Here is a 25887-nt window from a genome sequence, read left to right as displayed (position 1 = left end):
TTAGGAATTTTGCAAAGATTCTATACATTCTTTAAGTGTCGCAGGATTTGAAACATTGAGTGTTGGTTTTTGACTTAGGCGCTTGTTTAAGCCCTTTAGCACATTGCCGTGTCCAAATTCAATAAAACCATCAATTTCAGAATCCACCTTAATGATTGACTGCTTATATAGCACAGGTTGGGTGAGTTGGCTACTTAGGCGTGTGAGCGCATCTTGCTTTGTTGTGTAGGTTTGCAAGCTCGCATTTGATACAATCGGCACGCTAGAATCCCTTTCTAGTAGCATTTGCAAAAGCTCGTCAAATTCTGGCAAGATAGATTCTAGTATCGGGCAGTGGCTTGCCACAGACATTGGAAGCAAAAGCGCGCGTTTAGCACCAAGGACTTTCAACGCGCTTTCAGCGCTTGCCAAATCGCTTTTTTTACCAGCCAACACGATTTGTCCATCACCATTATAGTTGGCACACCATATTTTTTTACCCTCATTCCGTCGCTCTTTGCAAAATGCCTCAACAGCACCATCTTCTAATCCCACAACAACCATCATTCCAGCATCTTGCCCCTCACACGCCTTTGTCATCAATAAACCGCGCTTGTGTGTGAGCTTAATCGCATTTGAAAAACTCACGCCACCATTTAGACTAAACGCGCTCACTTCGCCCAAAGAATGCCCAAGCGCAATTTTTGGGAGCACTTCGCATTCTTGCTTAAAAATCTCTAACGCAATCGCGCTCACAAGAAAAATCGCTGGTTGTGTGTAAGGCGTGAGATTAAGATTCTCATTTTCTTCAAAAAGCAAACTTTTGAAGTCCAAACTTAGAGAATCTGAAGCCTGCTCGAAAAGCTCCTTTGCCAAAGAGAAGTTTTCATAAAATTCTCTCCCCATACCCACAGCCTGCGAGCCCTGCCCGGGGAAAATAAACGCGTAATTTTTCATATCCTAATCCTTGCAAAAAAGTTTAAAATCCGCATTCTAACATACTTTTGCTTGAAAGATTTTTGAGCCAAATCACAAATGCGCGGGGTGAAAAAGTTTGCGTTGCGTTAAGCGGTATTTTATGTTTTCTAAGTTAGAATTGCGCCCTTTTAATGCTTAAAAAAGAAAGGTCTTCTGGCTTTTAGATTCTTTGGACCGGTGGGTGAGTTGGCTGAAACCACGTCCCTGCTAAGGACGCATAGCCGCAAGGTTATCGAGGGTTCGAATCCCTCCCTGTCCGCCATTACTGCTAATTAATTTAAAAATCGAGGGTATTTTCTTAGATTCTGCTTTTTTGATTTTCACACCACTACACCAAAAAATTTCATTGATAGTGCATAAATCGAAGTGCTAAATCCTGCAATATCAGCAAATACAAGCACCCAAAATGCGAGATTTGCTACCCTTGAATACAGCGCAAGAAAAAGACTAAGCGGAAAAAGCAAAAATCCCCAGCCCAAATACGCCCAGCCAACCAAACACAGCGCAAAAGCGACATAAAAAAAATTTGCTTTCTCTTGCATAGATTCTCCTAAAGTCCTTTAAAAAAGCTTGTCTTTGGTGTATAAAACCTAGTTTTTGCTGTAATTTTGCACGAATAAATCAAAATATTCCCTCAGGTCCAAATTCCCATAGTAGCGTACTTGCACGGGATTTAACATATCTGCTGGCAAAATCTCAATAATGCCTCTTAAGCTTTCATTGCGCTTATAGGCTTCCAAACGCACAAAAGAGCTAAAAGTCTCGCCGATTAAAACAAAATCGCTTTTGTTTTGCGGGTGGAGATTGAGCAAATCAAAGGTTTGAGAAAACTTGCAGTCAAGATTGAAAAGATAGTATTTTATCGTTTGGTAGGAGTTTTGTTCGATGAAATCATTTGCGATATTAAGCCCAAATAGCAGCTCTTTGTCCTCGTTAAATTGGACAGATTGGATAAAAGATTCAGAATCTTTGGCTTTTACGCCTTGATTTTGTAAAGAAAAAAGAATATTTAATAATTCATCAAGCTCTACACCAAAGATTTCTGTGCTTTTTTCAATTTGCTTAAGCGCAGATTCTCTATTTTTAAGCGTAGCAACAAGTCCTTCGTTGCGCTCTTCTAGCTCTTTTGTGTAATTTGTAAGCGTGGTGATTTCGCGCTCTTTTTGAGAAAGTAGCTCTTGGAGAGAATCTAGTCTCTCTTTTAATGCAACAATTTCTTCTTTTTGTTTTTGTGTGAGTTGTGCATAGCTACTATCTATCAAACTGCAATCCTTGCAAGACCCTAACTGCTTAATTTTAGCAAGATTCTAACCCTCAATACAAGCCAACGCAAAACCCCATACAGCACATATAAGCTCATTAGCGCGCAAAGCACCTCCACAGGCTCAATAAGCACAATTCCTATGAGAATAAGCAACACGATGAAGGACTTTAGATTCCATTGCATTTTCTTAAAGCTCGGATAGCGCACATTGCTCACCATTAAGATACTGACGATAAACGCGCCCAAAATAAGCAAATATTTGCATTCTAAAAAAATCTTATGTTCTAAATCTACCAAAATCCACAACACGATAAAAATCGCTGCTGAAGGGATTGGCAAGCCGATGAAAAAGTTTGGCTCGCTAGAAGTTGTGATATTAAAACGCGCGAGTCTAATCGCACCAAAAATCACAAAAAATGCAGAAGTCACCTCACCTATGCGCGAAAAGCTAAAGCCAACATAAAAATACAGCAAAATCGAAGGCGCTACACCAAAAGCTACAATATCCGCTAGAGAATCAAACTCCACGCCAAACTTACTCGAAGTATTTGTAATTCGTGCCACGCGTCCATCTAGCCCATCTAAAAGCATCGAAACCACAATAAACCAGCAAGCAAAGCTATATAGCCCCTTTGAAGCCGCCATTATGCTTAAGATTCCAAGAAAAATGCTCCCTGCGGTAAAAAGATTTGGCAGGATATAAAGAGGGCTTATTTTCATCTTTATAACTCTCCTATTACGCTATTGCACGCGCTGACTTTGTCGCCTATGCTTACCTTTAGCTCCGCATTTTTTGGCAAGTAGATCTTTGTCACTCCTTTTTTCATAAAGCCTAGACGCTCGCCACTTGCAAGATTAGAATCTGCATAGATTCCAGAATTTCTAAAAAATTCTGGAAAAAATTCAAGGCAGAAATCTTGCTTATCTTTCCATGCAAGGCTAAAGGAAGTATTTAGCATACGCTTTTTATCAGAATCCGCAAAGCAAAGTGTAAGTCCGCCTTTTTTCTTTAAGCTAGCGTGCAAAATATCGCTAGGTGCTCGCACTACGCCCACATCAAAAAAGCGTGTATAAATCTGCACACATATATTTTCTTCTAAAATATCAATATGACGCACAATGCCATCTACTGGGGAATGGAACGCTTTAGGTTGGTTTTTTGCGATACGTTCTGGATTGCGAAACATAAAAAGCCACAGCACAAAAGCTAGTAAAAAAATCACGCCCAAAACTTCCCATTCAAAAAACACACATACCAAAAACAGCACCCCTAACACAATCGCGCCAAACCAACCTTCTTTTGCAATAATTTGGATATTTGCATTCATTTTTAGCCTCCTTTTCTAACTTTTTTTAACTTGCCCTCTAATCCTCTTGTGTCTGTAAAGGTATGAGACGCGATTGCATACCTTGCTCTTTTTCATATTTTTCTATGATTTCACGCACGAGCGAGCCATCAATCACTTCTTTTTCTAGTAATTCTTTTACCATCGCTTCAATCGCACCTTTATACAGCTCAAGCGTCTTTTTGACATGCTCGTGACGCTCATTAAGCATTGTTTGAATGTAAGTATCCATTTTACGCGCAGTCTCTTCGCTAAACTCACGCGCAGAGCCCCCGCCACCTAGAAAATTACTACGTCTTGTATAATCATCTAGCACCATAAGCCCGCTTACATCGCTCATTCCATAATATACAATCATATTTTTGATAATGCCTGTCGCGCGGCGCAAATCATCAGACGCACCATTTGAGATTTCACCCAAAAAGACTTCCTCCGCACTGCGCCCGCCGAGCAAAACATCGATTTCAGCTATCATCTCATAGCGCTGCTGCAAATGCTTATTTTCCTCTGGTGTGTGGAGGGTATAGCCCAAAGCACCCATTCCGCGCGGAATGATTGAAACCTTATTCACACGATTTGCACCCTCTGTAAGCTCACCCATCAGCGCGTGCCCGCTTTCGTGATAGGCGACAATTTCTTTTTCTTTTGGCGAGATTCTGCGAGATTTTTTCTCTAAGCCTATCATTGTGCGTTCCATCGCCTCTTTGAAGTGCTTTTGTGAAACTTCTTTTTTGTTTTCACGCCCTGCTAGCAGTGCTGCTTCATTAACGATATTTGCCAAATCCGCACCCGCAAGCCCTGCGCTAAATTTTGCAATCTCTTGCAAATCCACATCACGCGCAAGGCTGACATTTTTGATATGCACTTTGAGAATCTCCACGCGTCCATTGAAATCCGGCGCATCGACAAGCACCTGCCTATCAAAGCGTCCCGGGCGCAAAAGTGCTGGATCTAACACTTCTGGGCGGTTGGTAGCTGCTAGCACGATGACAGGGGCATTTTCAGAGCCAAAGCCGTCCATTTCGGCTAAAAGCTGGTTGAGCGTTTGCTCCCTTTCATCATTGCCACCCACCATTCCACCTGCGGCACGACTTTTTCCGATTGCATCAATTTCATCGATGAAAATAATACTTGGCGCCTCTTTTTTTGCCATTTCAAACAAATCGCGCACCCTGCTTGCACCTAAGCCTACAAACATTTCAATAAAACTACTTCCGCTCATTGAAAAAAACGGCACATTCGCTTCCCCCGCCACAGCCTTTGCAAGAAGCGTTTTGCCTGTACCCGGAGGTCCCACTAAAAGCACACCTTTTGGAATCTTCGCCCCCACAGCCGCATAACGTTCAGGGTATTTGAGAAAATCCACAATCTCCACAACTTCTTCTTTTGCCTCTTCATTTCCCGCCATATCATCAAAGCTCACCTTTGGCTTTTCGGCATTCACAAGCTTTTTTGAGCTTCCGATACCAAACATTCCGCCACCCATAGACTTTTGCATTCTGCTAGCGATGAAAAGCCAAATAGCGATGATGATAAAGATTGGCAAAAGCATATTAATCATATCTGTAAAAAAATTAGATTCACTAAAACCACTATATTCGATGCGCTTTTCATCTAAAAGTGCGGTGAGATTTGGGTCGCTCACGCGCTTTGCCACATAGAGAATCTTTGGCGAACCGCTTGAAGACACCGCCTTAATAATCGTCTGTCCAATACTTACAGAATCTACTTCTTTATTTTTAATAAGCTGTTTTAACTCATAATAGCTCACTTCTCTATTTATCACACTTCCACCCAAGCGCTCACTCAAAAGATCACCTGAAGGGGAAAAAAACTTAAACACAATCATTAAGCCAATCACCAAAAGCGCGAAAGTTAAAAAAGGATTTTGTTTAAATGGTTTTTTATTGTTATTTTGATTTTCTTGCATTCTTTCTCCTTGCTTAATTGCCTTATTAAAGTTTTTGCATTTTAAACGCCACCCACTCATCGCGCTCTAAAGTCTGTAAAATCGCAAAACCTCTAGTAAAACACGCAATTATATCATTTTTATATTCTGCTAAGATTCCAGAAATAATAAGGATTCCATTTTTAAGTAAATGCAATACAAAGTCCTTGTAAAGGCTTTTTAGCACAAGTGCCGTAATATTTGCGATGATTATATCTTGAGGTTGTGCTGGGATTTTATTCAGGCTACCATATATCAGCGTGCAAGTGGTGTTGTTTTTTTGCATATTGAGTGTTGTTTGCTCGATACTTAGAGAATCTGTATCGCAAGCAAACACATTTGCACCAAGTTTCGCACTTGCAATGCTTAAAATCCCACTCCCGCAACCCACATCAAGGACATTTTTATCCTTAAGCTCTAATGCGCTTAAAAGCTCCAAACACATAGACGTACTTGCGTGATGTCCTGAGCCAAAAGCAAGGGCTGGATCGATGATAATAGGGATATGATCCTTGCTAGATTCTTCACTAAAATGCCAAGATGGCGTAATATGAAACTTCCCACAATCAATGGGTATAATAGAATCTCTATAAACCCGTAACCAATCCTCATTCTTTTTTTCCTGTAAGATATAGGCAAGTGCTACTTGCTCCTGCAAACGCGCGGATAGAATCTCACAAGTTTGCTTTAAGCAAGATTCTATCGCATTTAGCATATCAGAAGTTTTTTGCCCCTGTGTTGTTGTCTCTGGAATGGCGAAAATAATTTTTGTTTTTTGGTGTGAGGTAATTTCTTGTAGATTCAGATTCCCGGCAATGTGCCATTTTTCTTTAGGAATCACATAGTCAAAAATACTTTGAGAATCCACAAATTCACAAGGATAGCTTGAAAAATCACAATCTTGCGCGTCAAAATCTGACATATCAGAATCTAATATATAAATTTGTGTGAGAAATTCCCCAACCATTTGTGAAAAAACTTCAGGTTGAGCATTTGGATAAAGAATAAGTTCAAAATAAGAGTTTTGCATTATTTTTAGAAGTTAGTGCGGCTTAAAAGTGTGTCTTTAAGCCCAAGAGAATGTGTTAGCCCTCATTCACGCCAAGCACAACTTCAAGCTTTTCTTTCAAAACTTGCGGTGTGAAAGGCTTCACGATGTAATTATTTACGCCAGCTTTAAGCGCAGTAATAACCTCAGCCTTACCGCCTTCAGTGGTTACCATAATGATAGGAATATCTTTATAGCGCTCATCTGCACGCACTTTTTTCACCAAGTCAAGTCCATTCATTTCAGGCATATTCCAATCCGTGATAAGCACATTTATCCCGCCGGTAGTATCAAGTATCCCCCACGCTTCTACGCCGTGCTCAGCCTCTAGAATATCCTCATAGCCCAACCTCTGCAATGTATTCTTTATAATCCTTCTCATTGTGGAGCTGTCATCAACTACAAGCAATTTCAATGTGTTCTCCTCATAAAATATTTTCCCAAAATCGGCAAAAAGTTCAGAATTTTACCATACTTAATTTATATTTGCTTTAATCCCTTATGCTTTTTGAAAATTTTTTAGTGAGTTTTGTAAATCAATTTTTCCTTCATAAAACGCCTTGCCAATAATCACCCCGCCAATAAACTCATTTTGCGCTAAAGTCTCTAGCTCACTTTGATTAGCAAATCCACCGCTTGCGATAGTGTGGATTCCGCTATTTTGCGCGATTGTTTGAGTGAAAGTTACATTAATCCCGCTTAGTGCGCCATCACGCGCAATATCTGTGCAGATAATCGCCTCCACTCCGCTATTTTGAAACTCTTTGGCAAATTCTAGCGCCTCTACTTCGCCACTTTGCGCCCAACCCTCAACCGCGACTTTCCCATCGCGCGCATCAATGCCTATGGCTACGTGATATTTTTGTGCCATTTTGAGCGCAAAGTCCATATTTTTGAGCGCCACCGAGCCCAAAATCACGCGCGCAATGCCTAAATCTATGTATTTTGAAATTGTTTCTTCATCGCGGATTCCCCCGCCTAACTGAATTTGAAGCTTTGTATGGGAGAGAATCTCTTTGATACTTTGCATATTGCTTGGTACGCCTTTAAACGCGCCATCTAAATCCACGATATGCAACCACTTTGCGCCCATTTCTTCAAATTTTTTAGCAAACTCTAGCGGTGCGCCATAGATTTTTGCGCTTTGCATTTCACCTTTATAAAGCCGCACTGCCTTGCCTTCTTTTAAATCAATAGCCGGATAAATATCAAGCATACTATCTCCTTATAAATCCTACATTTTTGCTACCATCAAAGTTTCCACTCTGCTCTTTTTTAATCTCCTCTTTAAAATCCTCAATACTAAAGACTGGATTTTCTCTTGTAGCAACTTTGTAAGCAGTGTTTTTAATCACAAGCTTAATTTGCGCGCCACTTAAATCATACTCACTTAATGTGTCAATAAGCACTTGCTTAGAATCTACAAAGCTAATATTGCGCGGAAGTAAAGATTTCCACAATTTTTGGCGTTGGGAAAAATTTGGACGCTTAAACTCTATCTTATAATTAAAGCGCCTTGAAAAGGCGCTATCGAAGTTTTCAATGAGATTTGTAGTCGCAATGATAATACCTTCAAAGCGTTCAATTTGCTCTAAAAAAATATTTTGCATCTGATTGTGCATTTTATCCGCGCTACTTGCGACATTTGCACGCGAAGAGAGAAATTGGTCGGCTTCATCAAGCAAAAGTATTGGCTCATTTTTGGTTTTTTTGCAAATATCTTTATAAGTGTCAAAAATTTGGCGCACATTTTTTTCAGATTCCCCCACATACATAGAGAGAATCTTTGAGCAATCAAAGCTTAACACCTCTTTTTTGAGACTTTTTGCTAAAGCAAGCGCACTTAGCGTTTTGCCTGTGCCCGGTGGTCCATAAAGTAGAATCTTTGCTTCAATACTGCGCTTTTGCTTTATCCCCCATTGCTTTAGTAGTTTTGCTACGCGCGCATCAACTTGCGCTAGCAGGTGATTGAGTGTCTCTCTTGTTCTTTCGTGCAACACGACAGAATCCAGCCCCTGCTTTGGCTCTAAAAGCTCAAAAATATCTTGGTTTTTTACTAATGATGAAAGGCTTATTTTGTTGCGTTGCTTTGTAGGGTGGGTGATTTTTTGCAAAATTTCTTGCGGGATAAAAAATGAGCGCGTGATATTCCCAAAACCTGAAATATACTCATCATAATCAAGCAAGCCCTCCGTAATGAGCTTTGAGTTTTCATTCAAAAGTGCGCTGTTACGCATTCTCTCATACTCATCACTGCTAATAAGCCCTAGCAATGTCCCACTTTCGCGGAAAAGCTCGCCATCTTTTGAGGAATACTCCTCTTTTAAAACCGCTAAAAAGAGAATCTGCTCTTTTTGGGTTAAATGGTACTCTTTAAGAAATTTCACAATCGGAATGCGCTTCAGGGTAAGCTTCAAACGCGCTTTAATGTGCTCGTCTAAAAGTTTGAGTGAAAAACTAAGAGAAGGCGCATTTGAAGATTTTGCATTACTAAGCTTATGGAGCAAATCAATGCGCATAAATTGGTCTTTTAAATACTCCAAATCATCGCTATACGCGCTAATTTCTGGCAATTCCTCATCAAGCGAGCCCTCTAAGATTTTAAAAAAATTGCCACTTAAGCGAATGCGTTCAGCATAAAGCTCTAAAAGAGATTCTTTAGATTCTAAAAAATCAAAGCCACTTTGATTAAGCAATCCCAAGCCGATGAGATTGCGCACTTTTGGCAAAAAGGCGAGGTTTTGCACTGCGTTTGTGTGAAAAAATTTCAATAAAAATATGCCAACATTCCAATCGCTCTCCCCGTCTAAATATTCTTTTAATAACGCGCGCAGAATCTCCGCCTCTTGCTCATCGCACTTTAAATGCGGATAAATCCTAGCTGTTGTAATAGGCTCTGCTTGTAAAAAATCACTCACCAATTCCATTATGTTCCTTAATAATATTTTAACACCACATCTTCTTCATAATCATCATAAGGATCTAAATGCGCGTTTATCTCCCATATAAGTGCTGGATTTATTGCACGCACCTGCTCTTCAATGGCATTACAAACCTTATGCGCACTAAGAAGCGCAATAGAATCATCAAACACCAAATGCACCTCTAAAAAATATATATTTCCAGAAATACGCGTGCGTAGAGCGTGATAACCCGTGATGGGCGCTTTGTCTAAGATGTCTTTCACCCGCTCCAAAATCTCTGGCTCTATGGCTCTATCAAGCAATAAAAACACGCTATCTCTCATCAGCCCAAACGCGCTAAACATAATATACACCGCTATAAGAAGTCCTAAAATCGCATCAAGCTTTTCAAAACCACTCACATAAATCACCCCAAGCGAACATAAAACCGCGCCATTACTAAGTAAATCAATTTTATAATGCATCGCATCGACTTTGATGACTTGCGAATTTGTGCGTTTTGCGATGATTTGCAAAAACACTACCAAAAATAAAGTCGCACAAAATGAAAAAAGCATCACGCCGAGTGAGGATTCTAAGTTATGAATACTGTGTGTTTGTAAAATCTTTTGAATGGAAGTATAAAGAATATACAATCCAGAAAGAAAGATAACAAAGCTTTCAAACGCGCTAGCAAGGGCTTCTATTTTGCCAAAACCATAATTAAATCCGCTATTTGCAGGTTGCTCGGATTTTTTTAACGCAAAAAAGTTAAAGATTGAGATTCCCACATCAAGTAGAGAATCTATCGCACTCGCAAGCACAGCCACCGAGCCACTTAAAATCCCGACGACAAGCTTTAGCACCGCCAAACTTAGCGCAGTGATTGTAGCGGTAAGAGCGGCAAACTTGGGGGTAAGAACACTAGCAGGAAAACGCATTAAAAGGCGCTTTGTGAAAAAAAATTATTTAAAAGTTGTTCCACCATCAATAACTATCGTTTGTCCTGTAAGCCACGCGCTTTGCGTAGAATCACAAAGGAAAAACGCCGCACCAGCCAAATCTTCAGGTGTTCCCATACGGTTAAGCGGGGATTGCTCCTCCACTTTTGCGCGTACCTCTGCATAATCTGGAAATGCACGCAACGCGTCTGTGTCAATTGGTCCGCCACTTACAGCATTAACACGGATCCCCCATTCTCCTAGCTCTGTGGCGGCGTATTTTACCATCGTCTCCACAGCATTTTTGGAGTTCCCGTGTCCTGCGTAATTTGGCATATAAACGAGATTTCCTGTTGAGCTTAAAGATACGATTGCTCCGCCACCTACTTCTTTCATTCTCTTTGCTGCTTCTTGTGAGCCCACGACAAAGGCTAGCACGGTAGCAGTGTAGATATTATTTAACCCCTTAGGACGCAAGCGCATAAATGGACCAAATCCGCCCGCTACGCTTTTACCATAAATAATAGCGTTTGAGACAAAGAAATCTACGCGTCCAAAATATTCATCGATTTTTTTAAACAATTCCACATACTGCTCTGGCTCTAGGACATTGAGCGGATAATATTTTGCTTTGATTTTGTATTTTGCTTCTACATCTTGAGCAATCTTATTTGCCTCTTCCTCGTTTTTATTGTAAGTGAAAGCGACATTCACACCATTCTGCGCAAAGCGATACAAAATAGCCTTCCCAATACCTCTTGTAGCGCCACTGATAACTAAAGTTTTGCCTCTCATAAAGTCCGTTGTATTTTGGTCGTTTGTCATCATTAAACCTCTTTTTTAGTTGCAAAATTTCGGGCTATTGTAATAAATTTTTCCTTTAATTGCTATTTTTACCTAATAAATACGCCAAAATACAGGCAAAATCTCGTAATATTGCAACACTTCAATTGCCAAAATCGTCACAACGCCCAAAAACCAATTGAGCGCACGGCGGATTTCTTTGTGTAAAAATTCTGGGCGCACTTCGATTTTTTCTGGGCAATGAAAACCCTCAAGGCGTGGAAAAAAGCGTGAAGTTTTTTGCAAAAATTGCTTATAAGGCTCGCCAAACTTCGATTCCAAAAACTCTTCTTCGCTTAAAATTGTCATTCTATAAATCCACAAATATATAAGCGCACCGATGACAATAAGCGCAATCTGCCCTTTGAGTGCAAGGATACCAACAAAGGCAACGAAAGAAAAGAGATAGAGCGGGTTGCGACACAAGCTATAAGCACCATAATCAATAAAGCTCTTACCATCTACGCCTTCATTTTTCATACCGCCGATAAAGATTGTCGCATACAGCCTTCCATACACGCCCACAATCACAAATGCTACGCCCACACCTCGGATAAGATTTGCAACAAAATCGCTATGCGCACTTGATGAAACAAAAAGCCACACAATACACAGCACGCCAAAAACATACTGTAAGGGAAAACGATTAAGTCTCATTAAAAACTCCTTGAATTTATTTTATGCGATTTCATATTTTTGTAAAACAGATTCTATATATTTGAGATTTTCACTCGTTGGTGCAACTAATGGCAGGCGGTATTCTAAGCTTCTAAGAAGTCCGCTAAGATACATTGTGGCTTTTATAGGGATTGGATTGCTTTCGCAAAAAAGCGCTTTATTAATCTCAAAGAGCTTATTGTTAAGCATTTGGCTTGTTTGCAAATCCCCATTTAGCGCACTATGCGTAAGCTCTGAAATCTCTTTGGGCAAAAGATTGCCCGTTACTGAAATCACGCCTTTACCGCCATTTGCAAGGATTGGGTAATTGAGCGCATCATCTCCACTAAAAACGCTAAAAGTAGGCGCATTCGCCGCAAGCTCAATCACGCGCTCCATCGACCCACTCGCCTCTTTAATGGCAATGATATTCCTCACTTCTTTAAAAAGTCGTATCGCCGTGCCAACTTCAATACTTACTCCCGTGCGTGAAGGGACATTATAAAGCATAAGCGGAATATCCACAGAATCTGCCACTGCCTTATAATGCGCAAAAAGCCCCTCTTGACTTGGTTTGTTGTAATATGGACTTACGCATAAAATCGCATCTGCGCCACATTTTTGCGCAAAACGCGCTAGTTCAATGGCTTCACTTGTGGCATTGCTCCCCGCACCTGCAAGCACTTTTATCTTATTTCCTTTGCATACACTTACAGCTAGCTCAATGCACTCCATATGTTCTTTATGACTTAAAGTCGCAGATTCCCCCGTAGTCCCTACAGGCACGCACGCGTCCATTCCACAAGCAATTTGTCTTTTGATAAGAGATTCAAAAGTTTGCGTATCGATTTTTCCTTCATAAAAAGGTGTCACAAGCGCGCTCATCGCTCCATACAATAATGTAGATTCCACAATTTCCCCTCTTTAGTTTGTTGTACTCTTCTTTGTGCCTTCATTTGCGTAAATCACAGCTGTTGTAAGCATATTTGGAACAAAGTATTTTTGCGCCACGCGCGCGATTTCTTCAATACTAAGGTTTTCAATTGCATTTTCATATTCAAAAAGTGGCGACAAATCGCCCAGTGCAAGATAGCTTGCAAACACACCAGCCGTGGAAGCTGCACTTTCAAAACTATGCACAAAGCTTGCTTTTGTTGAGATTTTTACTTTTTCTAGCTCTTCTTGGCTTATCTCGCCCTTTTTGATGCGCTCCAAAATCGCAACAATCTCCTTTTGCAAAGTCTTTGCGCTCACATTTTGATTAGCCACTGCCATAATAAAAAACACACCCTCATCTTTTAGCTCCATATTATACGCAGAAACTCCCGAGGAAAGTTGTTTTTTATCTACAAGCTCAATTTGAAAAAGGCTAGAATTTCCGTCACTTAGAATTTCACTTATCGCGCTTAGTGCCACTTGATCTTTGTGAAGATAATCTGGGATTTTATAGCCCATTGCTAGGTATTCCACTTCGCTTTGCTTTTGGACTTGCTTAAACTTTGATGCATTTTGGGTTGGCTCTTTTATATCCACTTGTGGGATAGAATCTGTCGCGTTTTTAATCTTGCCAAAATATTTTTTCGCATTTGCAAACACCTCTTTTGGCTCGACATCGCCAGTTACCAGCACAATGGCATTTTGTGGCTGATAGTAAGTGCTATGAAATGCGATAATATCCTCTAACTTCCAAGATTGTATATCTTCTTTGAATCCTATGGGTGTCCAATGATAAGGATGTTTTTCAAACGCAGTGTTAAAAAACTCAAAATACAAAAGCCCCGTTGGATTATTATCCGTTCGCCATAGGCGCTCTTGCAACACAACATTGCGCTCTGGCTGAAATTCCTCATCGCTCAAAGTGAGATTTTCCATTACTTCCGCAAAAAGCTCTAGTGACTTTGCAAGATTCTTATTTGTCGTGTTTATATAGTATTTTGTGTAGTCAAAAATTGTATAAGCATTACTCATACCGCCAAATTTTTTCACAATCTCATCAAATTCACCAGCTTTAAGGTTTTTGGTGGATTTAAAATTAAGATGTTCGAGCATATGCGCAATACCACTTTTTCCATTCACCTCATTGCGACTACCAACCTTATAAATCACATCTACTTCAATCACTGAGCTTTTATTTTGCAATGGCACTACCACCACTTGCAAGCCATTTTCAAGCACTTCTTCATAATGCTTTGGTATCACTCCAGCATTCAAGCTCACCGCACTCATCAATCCTCCTAATAATATTACTGCCAAAAATCTCACTTTCAAAACTCCTAATTTTCAGAATCTTTATTTGCCTTTGGTAATGTTTTGCGTGTTCTTAGCTTAGATTCTGTTTTTGTGCTTTTCTCTTTTGGTTTTCTAACCTTTTTGTAATCCGCACCAATAGCCTCACTAATATGACTAAAGCCATCTTTTTGCATAAGCTCTAAAATCCCCTTATTTATATCTTTTGCAAAGCTCGCTCCCTCATACACAAAACCCGTGTAAGCCTGAATGAGTGATGCGCCTATTTTTATGCGCTCATAAGCTTCTTTGGCATCATCAATCCCGCCAACAGAAATAAGTGTAAGCTTGCCAAAAAACTCTTTTGCAATATTTGCAAACACTTCGCGCGATTTTTCTTTCAGCACCTGCCCGCTTAAGCCACCTTCATTTTTCGCACCCTCAAGCAAGGAATAATCAATCGTCGTATTTGTCGCAATAATCCCATTGCAACCATTTTTATACGCAGATTCTATCACTTCGAGCAAATCCTCATTATGCATATCAGGAGAAAGTTTGATAAAAATAGGCTTTTGCGTGTTGTTGCGCGCCATTTTACAAAGTGAGCCAATAAATTCTTTATTTTGCAAATCACGCAGTTTTGGGGTATTTGGACTTGAGACATTAAACACGAAGTAATCCCCATACTCAAGCAATTCTTTTAATGTGTTTTCATAATTTTTTAAAGAATCTCTTTGCGCAATAATTTTATTTTTGCCAAGATTTAGCCCCAAAGGAATGGCAAATGGCGTGATTTTTTTTAGCCTTTTTGCCACGCTAAGCACACCTTGATTATTAAAACCCATACAATTTTGCAAACTTTTTTCTTTTGGAAATCTAAAAAGTCGTGGTTTTGGATTCCCACTTTGGGGGCTTTGCGTGATTGTGCCAATTTCTAAAAACCCAAAGCCAAATGTGCTTAAGCCCTCAATCATTGTTGCGTTTTTATCAAAACCCGCTGAAAGCCCAAGCGGATTTGGAAAGTGCAAGCCCAAAATATCATTTGCAAGCCGAGAATCTGCAATCACAAAATTTCGCGCAAGCACATCTTGCACGCCCGGCAACACGCAAAAATAACGCAAAAAACGCTCCGCTAGGGAATGCGCCGTCTCTGGCTGAAGTTTAAAGAACAACGATCTTACTTTGTCATACATAAAGTAGCCTTTAGTGGGTAATTTACAAATACGAGTTGGGCATTGTATAAAAATACTAACAATATAACAATTAATGCGGACAAAAAAGGGGTTTGCGAGTTTCAACATAGTATCTAACTTATCGCAAAGGTTTGCAAGATTCTAAAGTCTTTAGATTCGATTCCTTTAAGGTATCGCCTCGCGGAAGTGAATTCCGCTTTATCTCCGCTTGCGCGTTCATACTCGGCGTTTTTTGGAAGCTTGAATATTTGTAGATTCTATCAAGTTGCTTGGAGATTGTAGATTCTGAAAAATTGCGTCCTTATAACCACTTTGGATTAGCTGTAAGGCTGACTAGAAGCCAGATTCTATAACTTGGAAGCTTAAGTGCATTCTGGATTTTTTCCCTAATAATATCAAGCTCTTTTGCGTTAATGCTAAGCCCGTGCGTCTCTAAAATATTTACTTCAATCATAAAAAATCGCCCACTTTTTGCCACATGCGTATCATATTCGCTAAAGCCATATTCCTTACTCAAATCCTGCATAATTTGTGTGATTTGAGAATCTAATTCCGGTGGGGCAACCATCACTAAATCTTTAAAATTCGCAACCATAATCCTAAGCGGTGTAAAAGCTAGTCCAAAAGAAAGGAAAATAAGCAATAGTGGATCAATGTAGTGGCTAATCGCGCTTTTTTGCTGCGGGTCAAAGAGATACACACAGCCAAATGCCACAATCGCACCAAAATACAGCGCACAATCAATAAGCCACTCCGTCCTATCAACATAAAGCAATTCAGAATCTAAGCGCTCCGCAAAAAAATGCGTATAAGCAAAAATCCCTAGACAAATCACAAATGCACAAATTGTATAAATCACCGCGCTTCCAAGCTCTAAGCTATAACCACCTTTAATCACAGAATGCACGCCAGAAAGTAGCGCATACACACATACAGCGAGCAAAACCGCACTTTTAAAGAAATTCACCATCGGCTCAAAACGCACATAGCCATATTGAAAAATATCATCATCTTCTTTGTAAATATAGCGCGAAGTCACCACACTCAAAAATCCCAAAGCCACGCTCACAAGACACACAATACCATCAAAAATAATCGCGCTTGATTTGACAAGCTGCCCAAATCCTATACCAAAAATCGCCAAAAGAAGCGCACAATACATTGAAACCTTTAAGGCGCGCTGCTCTTTTTCTTTGTTTTCTTGAATAGTAAGAGAATCTTTAAGGCGCACTTTTTTGCCATAATTCTCAACTCTTTGCTCGCGTTTAAATTGACGCAGGGTGCTCACCGCTTGTTTGTAAGCATTGCAAAGCTTTTCTACAAATGCTAGATTATGTGGCAAATCCTTGCGTAATATCAAGCCTTGAATAAAGCCAAAGATAAGAAAAAGTGGGTGCAAAATGACATTATAAATCACATCAAAAAAGCACTGCGCGCAAATCCCACAAAGAAGAAGACAAAAACTTAGAGTGATGAATCTTATAAAAGAATTTGATTGCGCATTCATAAAAGCCCTTGTGCGCCTAAAAAGCAAAAACAAAAACACGCAAATCGCGCCAAAACCAATAATCCCATAACTTAGCAAAAGACTTACCACGAGATTATGTGGCGAATTGTAGCCATTATATTTTGCATTATCAACCGCCATATACACGCGGTTTTGGTGATTTTTGAGATTGTAATAATGCCAAAGATATTCACCTATTTGAAACACGCCAACAATGTGGGGTTTGAGCGGATTATCAAGCACGGCTAAAAAGGTGGATTTACTCATCGCAAGACGCACGAGCGAAGAATGCTCCCAAGTGATAGGGTCTTTTCCCTGCGCTTTGCTTTCCTGCGAGCAATTCCAGCCACTAAAACAGGCGTTATCATACTTCCCCATTTCAATTGGTTTGGTATTAATCACAACCCAAAAATTCTCCAACATATACGCGAAATTATAGCGCTCAGGTAGCGTTTTGCTGTAGTTATAGCCATAGATTCCAGAAACAAGCAGAGCAAGAAAAAATACAGGCAAAATAATTTTTTTAAATTTATAGCGATAGAGTAAAAATGCTCCAACAATCATAACTACAAATGCTACCAAAAATGAGCGCTCGGCATTTGCCAGCATTGCTAGAAGGCAAAAATACACCCCAACAACACAAAGAATTTTTAACCCAATGTTTTTAAACGCAAAAATCCCGCCTATACAAAACGCAGTGGGCAATAAAAGCCAAATATTATAAGCATAAACCTCTTGAAAATAAAATGGCACACGCCTATGATTATTTGTCGCTTTTGCTATTTCAATAGTTTGTGTGACTTCTAACACACAAAGAAATGCCAGCACTATAAAAAACAAGAGCAAATATACGCGCCTTGTGTAAAGCACCCACACAAAGCCAATCACATAGAGCAAAACAAGCCCAATAATATTAGAATTTATCGCGCTTAGGACTTGAGAAAATGTGCGGGGTAAAATGGGATTAAAATAAGTCAAAAACCCGCAAACTATAACAATCCCAAAACAAAGAAGTGGGATTTTTAACGCCTTAAAATCTTGCTTTTGAAAGCGTTTGTAAAAAAATAGAATAAATAAAAAAGCACTTAAATGAAAAAAAGTCTGTGCGTGCAGGCTATTTTTCCCAAATGATGAAAGCCCCAAAGCATACAACACAAAGCCCGTAGTAAAAAGCAAAAAAACGAGAATCTCCACATATTTCGCGCTATAAAAATAAAGAAGCTCAAAAAACTTTTTTTGCAGAGACAAGAAAATCCTTTATGTGATTTATTAGAGAAACAAAAACGCGTATTATAGAAAAAATGCCTTAAAAAAGCTTTTGACCTTACAACTCAAACAAAAAGCGCAAGCAGATTCTGCAAAGCTTAAACGAAATAAAAACTAAAAAGAATAGAACCTAAAAATATTCTCTAAAACTTTTTATATAAGAATCTATTGCCTGCAACACCTCATCTTTGATATGAAGCTTTAAGCACAGCACGCTAAGTTGAAAGCCCATATCTTGAAGCTTTACTTCATCTTTTGTAGTGACAAGAAAACTTGTAGCTTGAAAATGCATGATTTGGGATTTCAAAAATTCCTCATCAAATCTCGCGTGATCACGCAACGTGATTTTCCCCACCACCTTTGGCAAAAACTCATCTAAACGCGAAGGATTGGCAATCGCTGTCAAAAGTAGCATACGCTCGCTCTCATTCTCCACCGCCACCTCGCGCGTGTATTCTATGCCTTCGCGCACGAGCAAATCCGCGCTCTTATAAAGATAGGGCATCTCGCGATACATACCACTTGGAATAGGAAAGGGAAAGTAGGGCTTAAGCTTTGGTTGCAAGATGAGGTTGAGCTTTTTAAAATTAAAACGGAATCCATCATCCAAAAAAATACATTTCGCACCTAATTCTTTGGCTTTTTCTATTGCTTCTACGCGGTTTTTGGAGACGATAACGCTTGCATTTTTCACGCTTTTTGCTAAAAGATAGGCTTCATCGCCAGATTCTTTTTCGCCACATTGCAGCCTTCCCCAAAGGCTCACGATTAAAAGTCCTTTGCTTTGGCGTTTGTAACCTCTTGAGATGATAACTACTTTTTCATATCTTTTGGCTACTTCAATGATAAATGGCGTCTTCCCACTGCCACCTAGCACGAGATTCCCAACGCTTATAATCGGAAGGTTAAAATCATAATAGCGTGAAAGCTTCCTGCGAAGTAGCGCTGAGATTGCATACAAAAAAGAGAGGGGTAAAAGCGTGAGACTTAGCACCTTTTGCCAAAATGTCGGATTATAAAAATAAGAATCTATAAAACGCATATGTCCCCTTTTTTTGAAATTTTATTCAATCAACCGCACAAGACTCTAAATCTCCAAGCAACGCAATACAATCTCGCAATCTTAAAGCCTCTAAAAAACGCCGAGTATGAACGTGAGCGCAAGCGAGGCGAAAGGAGATTCACTCCCGCGAGGTGGATAATATTTATAAGGAATAGATTCTAAAAAAATACCAAGCATAAACGCGAACTTCAAAAAGCAAGCCTAACAAAGCGATACAAAACTAACGCAATAGACTAAAAAGAATCCCCATCTTTTGGCTTATAGAATCTTGCAAGTTTATCATCAAGTGGCGCTAAGAATCTATAAAAAATCGGCACGATAAGCAATGAAAGCAGCATTGAAACAATAAGCCCACCAATCATCGCAATGCCTATGGGATTTTTCATCGCTTCACCTGCGCCATTAGCGATTGCAAGCGGAAGCATACCAAAAACCATCGCAATTGTAGTCATCAAAATCGGACGCAGGCGCAATTCCCCAGCGCTTACAATCGCGCTCATTATATCCATACCTTCCTTGCGCTTTTCATTTGCCACATCAATAAGCAAAGTCGCGTTTTTCCCAACCATACCCATAAGCAACATAAGCCCCATAAGCGAGAACATACTAAAGGTTTCTCCCGTGATAAAAAGCGCAATAAAAGCACCTGAAAAACTTAGCGGGAGTGTTACCATAATAATAAGTGGCTGTAAAAAGCTCTCATACAATGCCGCCAAAATAAGATAAATCAAAATAACTGCCGTTATAATCGCCACACCAAAAGCCACCAAAGTTTCTTGCATGTTTTCCACTTCGCCTTGCAGTTTGTAGCTCGCACCGGGCTCTAGCCATTGATTTTGCGGGTCAAGCACCACCGCAAACAAATCACCAAGACTCGCACCAGAAGCCTTATTCACCTGCGCATACACAGTGAGGCTTCGCTGACGATTAAAGCGCGTAATTGTCGAGGCTGTCTTTGTCTGCTCGATACTCACAAGCCCTTCTAAAAACATAAGCTCACCCTTAGCATTTTTCACTTGCAAACGTTTAATGTCCTCAAGCACGCGCCTATCAGAATCTGGCACACGCAAAGTAATGTCGTATTCCTTACCATTTTCTTTGTAATAGCCTACAGGATATTCACCAGAAAATGCCGCGCGTATGGAGTTGCCAATTTCTTGCGAACTCACGCCGTATTTATTAGCATTTGCACGCACAATATGGAATCTATACTCTGGCGCATCATCGGCTTTATTTAAGTGCAAATCCGTAGCCTTGCCCGCGAGCTTTGTTTCAATGAGATTGTAGAGATTTTGTTGAGTTTTATAGAGAATCTCATCATTTGGCGCAAGAATGGCGATTTGGAAAGGCGAGTTATCCCCGCCACCACCAAAATCTGAAACTTCCACAACTGAAATTGTCATATCTTTTGCTGCTTCATTATTTTTCAAAAGTCCGCGCACTTTGTTCATAACCGCAAACTGCGTATCCTCCTTCCCCTTACGCTCGCTTCTATCAAGCATTTTTGTATAAATTTGCGCTTTGAAAATATTTTTTTGAGAATTATAGCCAATTTGGAGTGTTGCAAAACGCGTGGTGGGCTCATTTAGCACAATATCCTGCAAAATCCCACTTCTGCGCTTCATCTCTTCCATACTAATGCCCGGTGCAACTTCTAAGAAAATGTTATATTCACCCTTGTCTTCTTTTTTCATAAAATCAAAGCCAAGCATTTTTGCCAAAAATAGCGAGCCGATAAATACCAAAATCACGCCAGCAAGCACGATGAGCTTATTATTTAGCACAAAGCCAAGCGTTTTTACATAGATTCTATCAAGCGCATTAAAAAAGCCCTCAGTCTTATAATAGAATTTCGAGTGCTTTGGATTCACAACAATAGAGCTTATCATCGGAATAAAAGTCACCACCACAACATAAGAAAGCCCGATTGCGAGGGCTACAGTGATACCAAAGCTTTGGAAAAATTTCCCCACAATCCCACTCATACTCCCAACAGGGATAAACACTGAAAGCAGCATTGCAGAAATTGCCACAATCGCAAAACCAATCTCTCTCACCCCTTCATAGGCGGCTTCACGCTTAGGAAGTCCAGCTTCTAGCTTTTTGTGGATATTTTCAATCACCACAATTGCATCATCGATAATAATCCCAATCGCAAGGGTAAGCGCAAGGAGGGTGAGCATATTAAGCGTTAAATCAAACGCGCTCATAAGCGCAAATGTCCCAATAATCGATACAGGCAAGCTTAGTGCCGCGACAATAGTAATACTCACACTCCGCAAGAATAAAAACACAATACTAACCGCCAAAATCGCCCCAAGCAAAAGGTCAAACTTCACATCGGCAATAGAATCTTCAATATAAGTTGTCGTGTCTTTAAACACCTGCACTTCGTAATCTTGACTCACAGCTTCAATTTCTTTGAAAGTCTGTTTGACGGCTTGAGCAATTTTTATGTCATTTTGCCCTGAAATTTTTTGCACTTCAAAAATAACGCCGGGCGTCTTGTCATAGCTTGCATAGGTTCTATCCTCTTCAATAGAATCTTCAATACGCGCAATATCTCTCAAACGCACGCCATCACTCACGCGGATTTCACCCATTTCTTCAATATCATAGCTATTAGCATCAGTGGTAAGCGCCCATTCGGTTTTCTGACTTACCAATCTCCCACCATCAACCTCAAGATTCTCTTGTCCGATGAGATTTGCTAGGGTTGAATAGGTGAGATTGTATTTATTCATAAGCGTTGGATCTGGGTAAATTCTAATTTGTCGCTTACGATATCCACGCACCTCCACGCTTCCCACACCGCTAATTTTTTGTAACATTGGCTTTATAATGTTATCCGCGTGCTTCATCATCTCGCTTGGTGGGACTTTGGTGCTTGTGAGGAAAAGTGAAATCACAGGCGCAGAGCCGGTATCCACCTTTCGCACACTTGGAGAATCCACCCCGCTTTCAAGCCTCACCGTGCCGATTTTATCGCGCACATCAGCCACAGCCACATCAAGGTCTTTTTCAAGCTGGAATTCCACTACCACAATGCTCGTATTGCGCACGCTTGAAGAAGTCACTTTTTTAATCCCATCAATTCCTAGCACCGCTTCTTCGATTTTATCCGTTACCTTTGTTTCAATCGTCTCTGCACTTGCACCCTGATAGGTTGTAATCACCGTTACCACCGGGAAATCCACATTTGGGAAAAGTGAAACAGGCATTTTATTTACCGCCAAAAAGCCAAAAAACATCACAGCCAACGCAAACATAAGCGTCGTAACAGGGCGAGTAATGGCGAATTTATACATAAATACTCCTTTTTGTTTTAGCCTTATGGTGAGAATCTGCTAGATTCTATGGATTAGCTTATGTGAAAAATCTAGCGCAAAAATACGATAATTATTTTATCTGTATATACCCATCTCCAAATGTCCCGGGTATGATGCCTTCTACCAACGCTTCTGCCTTGACTTTACGATTAGATTCACTTGCAGTCGGATAGATTTTATTAACGATTGCTACTTGCTTAGAATCTATCCCATCAACGCTAAACTCAAACTTATCGCCGACTTTGACTTTGCTAATGTATTTAAAGTCAAACTCTAGCACAATTTTCACCTCTTGACTAATGAGCCTAAAAAGCTGCGTGCTATTTGCACCCACACCATCGCCTAATTCAACATCTTTTGAGGCGATTATTCCATTAAATGGCGCGCGCAAAACGCTTTTACTTAAAAGTGCTTCTTGGTAGGCAAGGTCTGCTTCAAATTTTTTGTAATCTGCGTAATAGCGCTCTAGTGTGTTTTTATCCACCGCGCCACCTGATTTTTGATAGCGCTCATATTGCTTTTTGTTAAAGATAAACTGCTGACGGATAGATTCTATCTGTGCGCGTTGGTCTTGACTAAAAAGCTCTAAGAGTTTATCGCCTTTTTTTACCTCGCTCCCCACATCGACATAAATTTCTGTCACAATGCCGCTATTTCCTAGACTTAGATTCGCATCTTTGATAGCCTGCGCGTTAAAAATCGCATACACACTCTCCGCATTAACAATCCCGCAAAAAAGCATACCCGCCAACCAAAGCCTTTTGCTCGCACTTATAAATCTTTGCATAACATCTCCTTTTTTAGCTTTTATTTGGCTTTAACTATTTTTGTATGAAATCCTCGATTTCCTGTCCGCTATAATACAAATAACGCGCCTTTTCTATTTCATAGTCATTGAGACTTTGGATAAAGGTTGTTTCCGCATTAAACTTCGTGCTTAAAGACTGCAAATAATCCGTAAAGTTGAGAATCTGCGAATTATAACGTTTTGCGACATTTTCAAAGCTGATATTTGCAGATTTTAGCGCAGCTTCGGCACTTTTAATTTTTGCTTGGGCGATTTCTAAACTTTTGCGATAAAGTTTTTCATCTTTTTCTTGCTCATTTTTCTTATACGCTAGCTCTTTTTGCGCTTGCAGTGCGCTATAACGCAAGGCTTCCTTTTGCTTTGAGAGGTTAAAAAAGTCAAAAAGGCGCATATCCACGCTCACTCCTAGCACATTTTGCGTCGGTGGGAAGCTCATTTTCATAAAGTTACTCCCGCCAAAGTTAAAGCCTCCACCTGCGCCACCGCCACCTAAAAGCTCATTAAGCGCTGGCTTTGAGGTAACGCTACCTAGTGAATTCCAACTAAAGCTATCACTAATTGCGATTGTTGGCAAATAAGTCACTTGCTTTGCTTGGAAAGTGATGCTTTTTGCGCGCTCTTCAAGGGCGATGATATCTTGTCGCTTTTGAAGAGTTAAAGTTGGCATTTTAATATCAACACGTCTTAAATCTTTCACATCAAGATTTGTAAGAAGAGAAAGTATAAGTTTATTGCGCTCCATTTCAAGCACAATATTTGCGATGTCGTGCTCGGTAGTGAGAATCTGCGCGCGCAAAGATTCTAAATCATCAATAGTTGTAAGCCCGGCGTTATAAAGACGTTCAATGCGCTTAATATTTGCTGCTAGTTCTTTGCGACGTTGCTCAAGTGAAATCATCTGCGCTTGATTCGAAAAATATCCATAATACTGCTCAATCACGCTTAGGAAAAGTTGCTCTTTTGTATTTGCCCTATCAGCGATACTTGAACGATGTAAGGAACTGCGTTCGCGCACTTTATTGTAAGTCTTAAGCCCACTAAAGACTTCCCAATTTGCGCGTAAGCTCGCAGTATGAGTTTGCATTTTGCGGTAAGTGTTGTTTGTATCTTGGAAAGCATAGCTTCCATCAAGTGTGGGGAAAAACTCTCTTTGCGCTGCAGCCTTGTTTGCCTCTGCTTGCAAAATCGCAATATCTTTCGCCTCTAGGTTGTAGTTGTTTTTCGCCCCTTCCAAAAGATCAGTCAAACTTAGTCCATCATTTGCCGATGGGCTTAGAATGCTTAAATTTTCGTGAAAGCTAAGTTCTTGCGCATCTACTACCGCAGAATCTCCCTCATCTGTGAATGTCAAAGAAGTTCCAAATATAAGAAATGTGGCTAGTGTAACGCCTAAAAAACGCATTGTATCTCCTTGTATAAATCAATAAAATAAGGCAGAAGTATAGTATAAAATTGTTACTATAACAATATATTACAATTATTTTTAACAATTTAAGCGGGCTTCACTTTGAAGCCAAAATTAAGCGAGGCTTATCCCTCTTGGGTTTGCAAGGCGTAGTTCATCATCTCATCTTCAGCATAATCTTCCAAACTCACAATTTCATAAGAATCCGCATCGCTTAGGATTTTTTCCGTAAGTAAATGATTGAGTTTGTGGCTTCCTGCAAAGGCAATGTAAGTGCCAAGCAAAGGCATACCAATAAGTGCCATATCCCCAATAGCATCTAAAATCTTATGACGCACAAACTCATCTTTGTAGCGCAAGCCCTCTTTATTCATAATACCATTTTCATCAAGCACAATGCAATTTGAAAGATCGCCACCTTTTGCCAGCCCAATTGAGCGCAGATAATTTACTTCATTTAAGAATCCAAAGGTGCGTGCGCGTGCAATCTGCTCAATATAATCTTTGGTAGAAAAAGTGAATTTATAGGATTGCTCTTTGATAGCTTGGTGTGGGAATTTAATACTAAAATCAAAAATTGTCCTCTCACTTGGCTCTACACGCACGAATTTATCGCCATCTTTAAGTTCTATTGGTTTTTTAATCTCAAGCGCGCGTTTTGGTGCATTTTGACGCACGATTTGCGCTTCTTCTAAAAGCATACAATGCCCTATCGCGCTCCCATCTAGTATCGGGACTTCTTCATTATCAAGCGTGATTTTAAGATTATCAATGCCGTGTGCGTGGATTGCGGAAAGCAAATGCTCGATTGTAGAGATGCGCGCCTCACCTTTTCCTAGCACGGTAGCCATTTTGGTATCCACGACATTCTCAGGCTTTAGTTCGATATTTACACCCAAATCACTTCTATAAAATACGATACCGCTATTTTCTGCCAAAGGCCCTAAAGTCATCTTTACGGGCACGCCTTTATGCAAGCCAATGCCGACAAGCTCGACTTTTTTACCAATTGTTTTTTGTTTCATCGCGCACTCCTTATAAAATTTAAAATTTTATGCTCTTTTATCGGTGGATTCTAGCGTGCTTTTATCCATAAAGGGATTTGTTTGTGAAAAATTAATAAACCTAGATTTTATAAAAGGCAAAATCCCTAAAGATTTACTTTGCAAATTTTTCAATTCAG

Annotated in this window: 24 protein-coding genes and 1 tRNA gene; 1 reads left to right on the top strand and 24 read right to left on the bottom strand. The window is 40.0% G+C overall.

What is annotated here, in order from left to right; all coding sequences use genetic code 11:
* A complete protein-coding gene (gene fabD / locus A3217_RS00645; RefSeq protein WP_066386735.1) occupies positions 1-936 on the bottom strand; it encodes an ACP S-malonyltransferase in 936 nt (311 codons plus the stop codon).
* Positions 937-1128: 192 nt separating this feature from the next.
* Here fabD and A3217_RS00640 point away from each other — a divergent pair.
* Positions 1129-1219 (top strand) — tRNA-Ser (locus tag A3217_RS00640).
* Between the two features lie 58 nt (positions 1220-1277).
* On the opposite strand, the gene A3217_RS00635 is transcribed toward A3217_RS00640, so the two are convergent.
* The 23 genes from A3217_RS00635 to A3217_RS09525 all read right to left on the bottom strand — a co-directional run bounded on the left by A3217_RS00635 (position 1278) and on the right by A3217_RS09525 (position 25882).
* A complete protein-coding gene (locus A3217_RS00635; protein WP_066386733.1) occupies positions 1278-1499 on the bottom strand; it encodes a hypothetical protein in 222 nt (73 codons plus the stop codon).
* Between the two features lie 48 nt (positions 1500-1547).
* On the bottom strand, positions 1548-2219 hold the full coding sequence (locus tag A3217_RS00630) for a coiled-coil domain-containing 22 family protein (RefSeq protein ID WP_066386731.1): 672 nt from the start codon (positions 2217-2219) through the stop codon (positions 1548-1550).
* Between the two features lie 20 nt (positions 2220-2239).
* Positions 2240-2941 carry a CDP-diacylglycerol--serine O-phosphatidyltransferase gene (gene pssA, locus A3217_RS00625; RefSeq protein WP_066386729.1) on the bottom strand — a complete coding sequence of 234 codons (702 nt, stop codon included), beginning with the start codon at positions 2939-2941 and terminating at the stop codon, positions 2240-2242.
* 2 nt (positions 2942-2943) lie between these two features.
* The gene (locus tag A3217_RS00620; RefSeq protein WP_066386727.1) at positions 2944-3549 is read right to left on the bottom strand and encodes a phosphatidylserine decarboxylase; all 606 of its coding nucleotides are present in this window, start codon (positions 3547-3549) and stop codon (positions 2944-2946) included.
* Between the two features lie 37 nt (positions 3550-3586).
* Positions 3587-5497 carry an ATP-dependent zinc metalloprotease FtsH gene (gene ftsH, locus A3217_RS00615; protein WP_066386724.1) on the bottom strand — a complete coding sequence of 637 codons (1911 nt, stop codon included), beginning with the start codon at positions 5495-5497 and terminating at the stop codon, positions 3587-3589.
* A gap of 25 nt (positions 5498-5522) precedes the next feature.
* Positions 5523-6545 (bottom strand): 50S ribosomal protein L11 methyltransferase, encoded by a 1023-nt coding sequence (prmA, locus tag A3217_RS00610; protein ID WP_066386722.1) that lies wholly within the window; start codon positions 6543-6545, stop codon positions 5523-5525.
* Between the two features lie 55 nt (positions 6546-6600).
* Positions 6601-6978, bottom strand: coding sequence for a chemotaxis response regulator CheY (locus A3217_RS00605; RefSeq protein WP_066386720.1), 378 nt, complete (start codon positions 6976-6978; stop codon positions 6601-6603).
* A gap of 84 nt (positions 6979-7062) precedes the next feature.
* A complete protein-coding gene (gene hisA, locus A3217_RS00600) occupies positions 7063-7779 on the bottom strand; it encodes a 1-(5-phosphoribosyl)-5-[(5-phosphoribosylamino)methylideneamino]imidazole-4-carboxamide isomerase (protein WP_066386715.1) in 717 nt (238 codons plus the stop codon).
* Between the two features lies 1 nt (position 7780).
* Positions 7781-9490 carry an ATP-binding protein gene (locus A3217_RS00595; protein ID WP_066386713.1) on the bottom strand — a complete coding sequence of 570 codons (1710 nt, stop codon included), beginning with the start codon at positions 9488-9490 and terminating at the stop codon, positions 7781-7783.
* Between the two features lie 8 nt (positions 9491-9498).
* Positions 9499-10407, bottom strand: a complete 909-nt coding sequence (locus A3217_RS00590; RefSeq protein ID WP_066386711.1) for a cation diffusion facilitator family transporter — start codon at positions 10405-10407, stop codon at positions 9499-9501.
* Positions 10408-10431: 24 nt separating this feature from the next.
* Positions 10432-11232 (bottom strand): enoyl-ACP reductase, encoded by an 801-nt coding sequence (locus A3217_RS00585; protein ID WP_066389644.1) that lies wholly within the window; start codon positions 11230-11232, stop codon positions 10432-10434.
* Between the two features lie 72 nt (positions 11233-11304).
* Positions 11305-11907 (bottom strand): methyltransferase family protein, encoded by a 603-nt coding sequence (locus tag A3217_RS00580; protein WP_066386710.1) that lies wholly within the window; start codon positions 11905-11907, stop codon positions 11305-11307.
* Between the two features lie 21 nt (positions 11908-11928).
* Positions 11929-12792: a 4-hydroxy-tetrahydrodipicolinate synthase gene (gene dapA / locus A3217_RS00575; RefSeq protein ID WP_066386709.1), complete on the bottom strand. Its 864-nt coding sequence runs from the start codon at positions 12790-12792 to the stop codon at positions 11929-11931.
* Between the two features lie 39 nt (positions 12793-12831).
* Positions 12832-14133, bottom strand: coding sequence for a M16 family metallopeptidase (locus A3217_RS00570; protein WP_066386708.1), 1302 nt, complete (start codon positions 14131-14133; stop codon positions 12832-12834).
* 47 nt (positions 14134-14180) lie between these two features.
* Positions 14181-15326 carry a quinone-dependent dihydroorotate dehydrogenase gene (locus A3217_RS00565; protein ID WP_082807827.1) on the bottom strand — a complete coding sequence of 382 codons (1146 nt, stop codon included), beginning with the start codon at positions 15324-15326 and terminating at the stop codon, positions 14181-14183.
* A 301-nt stretch (positions 15327-15627) separates the two neighbouring features.
* Positions 15628-18081 carry a cation efflux transmembrane domain-containing protein gene (locus A3217_RS09600; RefSeq protein WP_082807826.1) on the bottom strand — a complete coding sequence of 818 codons (2454 nt, stop codon included), beginning with the start codon at positions 18079-18081 and terminating at the stop codon, positions 15628-15630.
* Between the two features lie 148 nt (positions 18082-18229).
* On the bottom strand, positions 18230-19141 hold the full coding sequence (locus A3217_RS00555; RefSeq protein ID WP_066386706.1) for a tetraacyldisaccharide 4'-kinase: 912 nt from the start codon (positions 19139-19141) through the stop codon (positions 18230-18232).
* Between the two features lie 90 nt (positions 19142-19231).
* Complete coding sequence (locus A3217_RS09530) at positions 19232-19354, bottom strand: hypothetical protein (protein ID WP_257722274.1); 123 nt, start codon at positions 19352-19354, stop codon at positions 19232-19234.
* 41 nt (positions 19355-19395) lie between these two features.
* The gene (locus A3217_RS00550; RefSeq protein ID WP_066386704.1) at positions 19396-22470 is read right to left on the bottom strand and encodes an efflux RND transporter permease subunit; all 3075 of its coding nucleotides are present in this window, start codon (positions 22468-22470) and stop codon (positions 19396-19398) included.
* A gap of 91 nt (positions 22471-22561) precedes the next feature.
* The gene (locus A3217_RS00545) at positions 22562-23278 is read right to left on the bottom strand and encodes an efflux RND transporter periplasmic adaptor subunit (protein WP_066386696.1); all 717 of its coding nucleotides are present in this window, start codon (positions 23276-23278) and stop codon (positions 22562-22564) included.
* Between the two features lie 34 nt (positions 23279-23312).
* Positions 23313-24701: a TolC family protein gene (locus tag A3217_RS00540; protein WP_082807825.1), complete on the bottom strand. Its 1389-nt coding sequence runs from the start codon at positions 24699-24701 to the stop codon at positions 23313-23315.
* A 128-nt stretch (positions 24702-24829) separates the two neighbouring features.
* Positions 24830-25729, bottom strand: coding sequence for a UDP-3-O-acyl-N-acetylglucosamine deacetylase (gene lpxC / locus A3217_RS00535; protein WP_066386694.1), 900 nt, complete (start codon positions 25727-25729; stop codon positions 24830-24832).
* A 27-nt stretch (positions 25730-25756) separates the two neighbouring features.
* Positions 25757-25882 (bottom strand): hypothetical protein, encoded by a 126-nt coding sequence (locus A3217_RS09525; RefSeq protein ID WP_257722273.1) that lies wholly within the window; start codon positions 25880-25882, stop codon positions 25757-25759.
* Positions 25883-25887: the final 5 nt, after the last annotated feature.

This window comes from Helicobacter himalayensis (genome assembly GCF_001602095.1).
In the GTDB taxonomy this organism is placed as follows: Bacteria; Campylobacterota; Campylobacteria; order Campylobacterales; family Helicobacteraceae; genus Helicobacter_F; species Helicobacter_F himalayensis.
This window is presented reverse-complemented; position numbering and strand designations above follow the sequence as displayed.